This is a genomic window from Micromonospora sp. KC606, from assembly GCF_004348675.1.
In the GTDB taxonomy this organism is placed as follows: domain Bacteria; phylum Actinomycetota; class Actinomycetes; order Mycobacteriales; family Micromonosporaceae; genus Micromonospora.
Genome location: NZ_SMKN01000293.1, coordinates 1 through 5808, shown reverse-complemented (window position 1 = coordinate 5808; position 5808 = coordinate 1). Strand labels below are relative to the sequence as shown.

Sequence of the window (5808 nt, the reverse complement as noted above, 5' to 3'; positions counted from 1 at the left end):
GGGCGGTGGTCATGCTCGGCGTCGGCGGGGCGGGCGGCGCGACGGTCATGCTCGGCGTCGGCGGGGCCGCCGGCCGGCCGCCGTCGCCGCTGGCGGCCAGCGCCAGCGGGGCGCCGATCACGATGGCGGCGAGCGTCCCCACCGCGCCCATGGTCACGGTGGCGCGGCGGCGGTTGCGCAGCCGTCGCTCGGCGCGGGTCAGTTGGTCGTCCACGGTTGGTGCCTCCTCGGCGAGATCGGTCAGTGTGGCGCGGAGCAGGTGCTCGATGGGGGACGTCACCGCCGTACCTCCAGAAGTTCGATGTCCGGCAGGAGCTCGCGCAGCCGCCGTACGGCCCGGTGGGTACGACTGCGGACGGTGCCCACCGAGCAACCCAGAGCCGCGGCGACCTGGGTCTCGGTGAGGTCCTCGTAGTAGCGCAGGACCACCACCGTCCGCTGGGCCGGCGGCAGGTGCCGCAACGCCGCCCGCATGGCCAGCCGCAGGTCCGTCCCGCCGCTGGGGTCGGAGTCGGCCCGGTCGTCGGTGCCGGTGAGCAACGACTCCCGGTACCGGCGCAGCCGCCGCCACCAGCTGACCTGCTCGCGGTACATGACCGTGCGCAGGTAGCCCTCCGGGTCGGCGTTGCGCAGCGTCCGCCAGCGCGGGATCGTCCGCGCCAGCGCCGACTGAAACAGGTCCTCCGCCGCGTGCCGGTCCCCGGTGAGCAGGTACGCGACCCGCATCAGCGCCGGCGTACGGCTGGCCACGAACTCGGCCAGCCGGGCGCGTTCGTCGTCGTCCACCCACCCTCCCCGTTCCACTCGTTCACAGAGACAGACGCCGCAGGCCAGGCCAGCTATCCATTGCCGGACAAGAGATTTCCGGCCGGGAAAGTGTCGGTCGTGGCCGGTACCGTCCCGCCACCAACTTGAGAAAGGGTGCGGGGCGATGGTGGGCGTGGCCGGGCTTGGTGCCCGCTGATGCGGCCGGGGCGGGCGCGGCTGGACCGCGCGGTGGTGCAGGGCTTCTACGACCGGATGCGGGCGGTCGCCCCAGCGGCGTACGGGGCGATCGAGCGGGACCGGGTGGGTGACCCGGGGCGTCCCTTCGCCGACACGGCGTGCGGCCGGCTCGCCGGCTCGCTCGACCCCGCCGGTCTGCGCGCGCTGGGCATGTGGGCACACCACTGGTGCATGCGGTTCTACGACGACGACACCCGCCCCGGCCTGCGGCTGGTCCGCGAGATCGCCGGCCGGCGCGGGCTGGGCTGGACGGTCGACGAGGTGCGCTGGATGCTCGGTGAGTCGGACGCGGCCGGTCCGGCCGCCGCCCACCGGTTCACCCTGCCGCTGGCCGCCGTCGCCGACCTGCCGGCCGGGGCGCTCGGCGAGGTCGGAGCCGGCGGGGCGGGCTGGTGGCGGCTGGTCGGCTGACCGGCTCGCCCGGTCGCCGGTGCGACGCCCGCCGTGTCGCCGCCGGTTCCGATTCCTGGTCCGGCTCGCTGTTCGGTCCGGCGTCGGGGCTGCCTGCCCGGTGCGTGCGGTGGAGCGCGTAAGCTGGCTGGTCGTGAGTCTCACCATCGGCATCGTCGGCCTGCCCAATGTCGGCAAGAGCACCCTGTTCAACGCGCTGACCAAGAACGACGTGCTCGCGGCGAACTACCCGTTCGCCACCATCGAGCCCAACGTCGGCGTCGTCGGGCTGCCGGACGAGCGGCTCGGCAAGCTCGCCGAGATCTTCTCGTCGCAGAAGGTGCTGCCCGCGCCGGTGTCGTTCGTCGACATCGCCGGCCTGGTGCGCGGCGCGTCCAAGGGGCAGGGCCGGGGCAACGCGTTCCTGGCGAACATCCGCGACGCCTCGGCGATCTGCCAGGTGGTGCGCGCCTTCTCCGACCCGAACGTGGTGCACGTCGACGGCAAGGTCTCCCCGGCCGACGACATCGAGACGATCAACACCGAGCTGATCCTCGCCGACATCCAGACGCTGGAGAAGGCGCTGCCGCGGCTGGAGAAGGAGGCCAAGCTCCGCAAGGACCGGGCCGCTGCCGTCGCCGCCGCCAGGGCCGCCGTGGAGGTCCTCGACGGCGGCACCACCCTGTACGCCGGGGCCGCCGCCGCCAAGGTCGAGCTGGAGCACCTGCGCGAGCTGCACCTGCTCACCACCAAGCCGTTCCTGTACGTCTTCAACGTCGACGAGGCCGAGCTGGCCAACGCCGAGTTCCTCGACGAGCTGCGCGCGCTGGTCGCCCCCGCCGAGGCGGTCTTCATGGACGCGAAGATCGAGTCCGAGTTGGTGGACCTGCCCGAGGAGGAGGCCCGCGAGCTGCTGGAGTCGATCGGGCAGCACGAGCCGGGCCTGGACCAGCTCGTTCGGGTCGGTTTCCGCACGCTCGGCCTCCAGACGTACCTCACGGCCGGCCCGAAGGAGGCGCGCGCCTGGACCATCCCGGTCGGCGCGACCGCCCCGGAGGCCGCCGGAGTGATCCACAGCGACTTCCAGCGCGGCTTCATCAAGGCCGAGGTCGTCTCCTTCGGCGACCTGGTCGATGCCGGATCGATGGCGGCGGCCAAGGCGGCCGGCAAGGTCCGGATCGAGGGCAAGGAGTACGTCATGCAGGACGGCGACGTGGTGGAGTTCCGCTTCAACGTCTGACACCCGTTGGTCCATCTACCCTGGTTCATCAACTCCGTTTGCGGCATGTGGGGGTATCAGAGCTTGCTGACACCCCCACATGGCGCAGGCGGAGTGGATCACGCGGGTGGGGTGCGTCTCTGGGGCGTCCTGGGGATCCTGCGGATACTCGTTGGGTGACTGTCGAGTTTCCTCCGCCCACCGTCCCGGCAGCACACCGTTCCGCGGTGTTTCTGCGGTACCTCGACTACTTCCGGGAGAGCGTGGTGGCGAAGGTGTCCGCGTTGACCGAGGACGACGTACGCCGAAGCCTGTTGCCTTCTGGATGGACCCCGCTGGAGTTGGTCAAGCACCTGCGTCACGTGGAACTTCGGTGGATCGAGTGGGGTTTCCAGGGGCGCGACGTCGGCGACCCGTGGGGCGACCGGCGCGAGGACCGGTGGTACGTCGCGCCGGAGGAGACCCGGCAGGGCCTGCTGGCCGCGCTCCGCGCGCAGGGCAGTCGCACGCGGGCGGTGGCGGAACTGGCGGGCGGCCCGACCGACGAGCAGCCCCCCTGTGTTGCCTGCTTCGGGATCGACCGCGACGCCCCTGTTCCCGCCGCCGGGCGAGTCCGGCTGGGGGCCTACCTGCACCCAGCGGAGCCTACCGAACTTGTCAGACGCCCTCCGTGCCGCTGCCCTCGCCGTCCTGGCTCTGCTCACCGGCTACTCCCCGCCCTGGATCTCGGCAAGCGGGACCCCGGGGGATGGAGTTAGCGGCAGACGCGCGCCTTGATCCACCCCCGTATGCGGCACGTCGCGGCGTCGGGGTTTCCGGACACCCCTGCCTTGCGAAGGTGGAGTGGATCAGGCGGGACGGTCAGTCAGACTCCTCGTGGTAGTAGACCGTGAAGGAGTAATAGTCGCCCTCGGCGGTGATCTCGTTGTGCAGGACGATGTCCTGGATCCACACCGGACCGAGGTCCTCGATGGTGTCGGCGAGCCGGCGCAGCAGGGCAGGTACGTCGTCCTGGGCGGGGCCGGCCGGGTTCCCCTGGGAGAAGTGCCGGATGGTGTAGGGGTCGGGTGCGTCGGGCATCCTGAAAGTATTCAGGATGGTCGATAGCGTTAGTCATCCTGGGTCGCTTGGCGGCCCGGGGTCAGTTCGGTGGGCGGGTCAGTTCGACCTCGTCGCCGGCCAGGATCTCGACGTCACCCCTCGCGTCGCGGATCCCCAGCACGGGTACGCCTTCGTCGAGCTGCATCGTCCGGCGCTTCCTGCCGCTCGGCATCCGCGCGACGACCGACGTGCCCGGTGGCACCTCCACCTGCCGACGCCTGGGGCAGTTCACGGACAAAGCTGCCGTGCCCGCGCACCGTGTTGACCAGGCCCTCGGAGCGGAGTGGGGAGACATCCGGACGGCCTCCCGGCCGACACCATACTCCTGGGTCATGCGCGCCTCGCTGAATAGCGCAGAGCCTGGTGTCAGCTCGCCTGTTTCGATCTGCTCCCGCAGGATGTCGGCGAGCTGCACGTAGACCGGCGTGTGCGAGCGCGGATCGATGGTCACTCCCCAAAGCCTTGTCCCCCATAGCCCAGAGGGGTTGTGCCCCTGTGCCCCTGGGCGTCGTCGCAGCGACGGTCAGTGCTCGGGCAGGAACGCGGGAGCCCTGACACTGTGGGTGACTCTGCTGCCGTACCGCTGATCGGAGCTGCGGTGGCAGGGCGGGATGGTCCGCCCGTGCGCGGCGGGCGGGTGCGGCCACCCCTTCCATTCCTCGCGCAGGAGGTGGGCGGAGAGTGCGTACCCTGTTCCGACGAACCGGCCGGCACCACCGGCCGGAGCAGCCCAGCCCGGCCGGTGGCAACATGATCCGCCGGGTCAGCGACAGAGGGACTCGACGAACGGCCCGAAGTCGGGGAACTCGGCCCGGGCCGCCTTGATCACCTCCGGCGCGGTCTCCCGCGCTCGCGGCGCGTACCGTTCCGCGACGGCCCCTCGGTGGGCGTCCGGACGGGGCCGGTGCTCGTGATGCGGCCACATCGTCGCCTCCAGCGGACCAAACCCATCCGCCAGGAGCCACAGGTAGGCGGCCAGGTCGCGGGCCACCACGGACGCCTCGCCCTCGGAGCCGAGGAACACCACCGGCTGGCGTTCGACCGGCTCGCCGGGGCGGACCAGCCAGAAGGCCGCCAGGCCGCCCGTGCCGTCCTGCCCGAAGACCCGGAACTCGGCACCCTCCGTCGACGGATTGCCGCTCCACGCCTGCCACCACTCGGTGGTCTCCCCGAGGGTGAGGAACTCGTCGTACGGCTCGAAGTCGATGCCGTCGCCGTCGTCGTAGTCGAAGCCGCCGGCCTGGGCCTCCCGCAGCGGCGTGGGAAGGCTGAGCTGTCCTTCGGTCACCGCCGCACGGTAGCGGACACCCCCGACAGGGCCGCTCCAACCGGATCGTGTCCGGTCAGGAGATGTAGTGCAGGATCACGTTGTGCACGTGGTGGCTCTTCTGGTCGCCCCGGAACTCCACCTCGTAGGTGTGCGTGCCGACGTGGATGGCGATCGCCCCGGTGGAGAAGAAGGACCCGCCCCACGACTTGTTGCTGACCACGCTCACGCTGGTGATCTTCGAGTACGGGATGCTGGTGATCGCGTACCGTTTGCCGATGAACGACCGGTCCTGGATGATCACACGGCGGTCGGTCAGTCCGATGAAGCCGGTGCCGGTGCCGACGGCGTCGTAGACGGCGATGATCTGCTCACCGTCGAGCAGTCCACTCTGGATCTGCTGGAACTGCTCCTTGCGGTCGTACGTCGGATTGGCCATGGACCCACGGTAGGCAGCGTGCGCCAATGTCGACGGCCCGTGGCGGGGCTGTCGGCTACTCTGCACGCCGCAGAGCGGACACGGCGGAGGGAACGGGACATGGCTGCGGACGACAGGTCGAGGCGTCCCGCGCCACCCGGTGTGCCGGAGTCCGCTGACGGCGAATGGGAGCCGTGGGCGGGCCACCAGCCGCCGGGCGGGCGGACGAACCGGACGGCGGTCGCCGCCTTCGTGCTCGGCCTGTTCGGGGGCCTGCTCGGGCTGGTCCTCGGGGTGGTCGCGCTTGTCCGGATCCACCGGTCCGGCCAGCGGGGGCGGGGCTTCGCCGTCGCCGGCCTGGTGCTCTGCGGGGTCTGGGCGCTCGCGGTGGCGCTGCTGGTCGTCGGG

General features: G+C 71.3%; 9 protein-coding genes and 1 pseudogene. 4 read left to right on the top strand and 6 right to left on the bottom strand.

Annotated elements, in window-relative coordinates:
• Both E1193_RS29530 and E1193_RS29525 read right to left on the bottom strand, forming a co-directional pair.
• Positions 1–280: pseudogene (locus tag E1193_RS29530) on the bottom strand (hypothetical protein); the annotation flags it as partial.
• Positions 277–786 carry a SigE family RNA polymerase sigma factor gene (locus tag E1193_RS29525; protein ID WP_132186434.1) on the bottom strand — a complete coding sequence of 170 codons (510 nt, stop codon included), beginning with the start codon at positions 784–786 and terminating at the stop codon, positions 277–279. The gene E1193_RS29525 and the pseudogene E1193_RS29530, both read right to left, overlap by 4 nt.
• Before the next feature lie 177 nt (positions 787–963).
• Here E1193_RS29525 and E1193_RS29520 point away from each other — a divergent pair, with 177 nt between their 5' ends.
• The 3 genes from E1193_RS29520 (at position 964) to E1193_RS33555 (ending at position 3372) form a co-directional block, all read left to right on the top strand.
• On the top strand, positions 964–1416 hold the full coding sequence (locus E1193_RS29520) for a hypothetical protein (RefSeq protein WP_132186433.1): 453 nt from the start codon (positions 964–966) through the stop codon (positions 1414–1416).
• 133 nt (positions 1417–1549) lie between these two features.
• Positions 1550–2635, top strand: a complete 1086-nt coding sequence (ychF, locus tag E1193_RS29515) for a redox-regulated ATPase YchF (protein ID WP_132186432.1) — start codon at positions 1550–1552, stop codon at positions 2633–2635.
• A 206-nt stretch (positions 2636–2841) separates the two neighbouring features.
• Positions 2842–3372, top strand: coding sequence for a DUF664 domain-containing protein (locus E1193_RS33555; protein WP_243707962.1), 531 nt, complete (start codon positions 2842–2844; stop codon positions 3370–3372).
• A gap of 103 nt (positions 3373–3475) precedes the next feature.
• Here E1193_RS33555 and E1193_RS29505 read toward each other — a convergent pair whose 3' ends face one another.
• From E1193_RS29505 to E1193_RS29490, 4 genes are all read right to left on the bottom strand, one after another.
• Positions 3476–3694, bottom strand: coding sequence for a hypothetical protein (locus E1193_RS29505; RefSeq protein WP_132186431.1), 219 nt, complete (start codon positions 3692–3694; stop codon positions 3476–3478).
• 61 nt (positions 3695–3755) lie between these two features.
• The gene (locus tag E1193_RS34035; RefSeq protein ID WP_347877052.1) at positions 3756–4166 is read right to left on the bottom strand and encodes a GntR family transcriptional regulator; all 411 of its coding nucleotides are present in this window, start codon (positions 4164–4166) and stop codon (positions 3756–3758) included.
• A 312-nt stretch (positions 4167–4478) separates the two neighbouring features.
• Positions 4479–5003, bottom strand: a complete 525-nt coding sequence (locus E1193_RS29495) for an SMI1/KNR4 family protein (protein WP_132186430.1) — start codon at positions 5001–5003, stop codon at positions 4479–4481.
• A 55-nt stretch (positions 5004–5058) separates the two neighbouring features.
• On the bottom strand, positions 5059–5421 hold the full coding sequence (locus E1193_RS29490) for a PH domain-containing protein (protein WP_013735804.1): 363 nt from the start codon (positions 5419–5421) through the stop codon (positions 5059–5061).
• A gap of 99 nt (positions 5422–5520) precedes the next feature.
• On the opposite strand from E1193_RS29490, the gene E1193_RS29485 reads away from it, so the two are divergent.
• On the top strand, positions 5521–5808 hold a 288-nt coding region (locus tag E1193_RS29485; RefSeq protein WP_132186429.1), incomplete at its 3' end, for a DUF4190 domain-containing protein.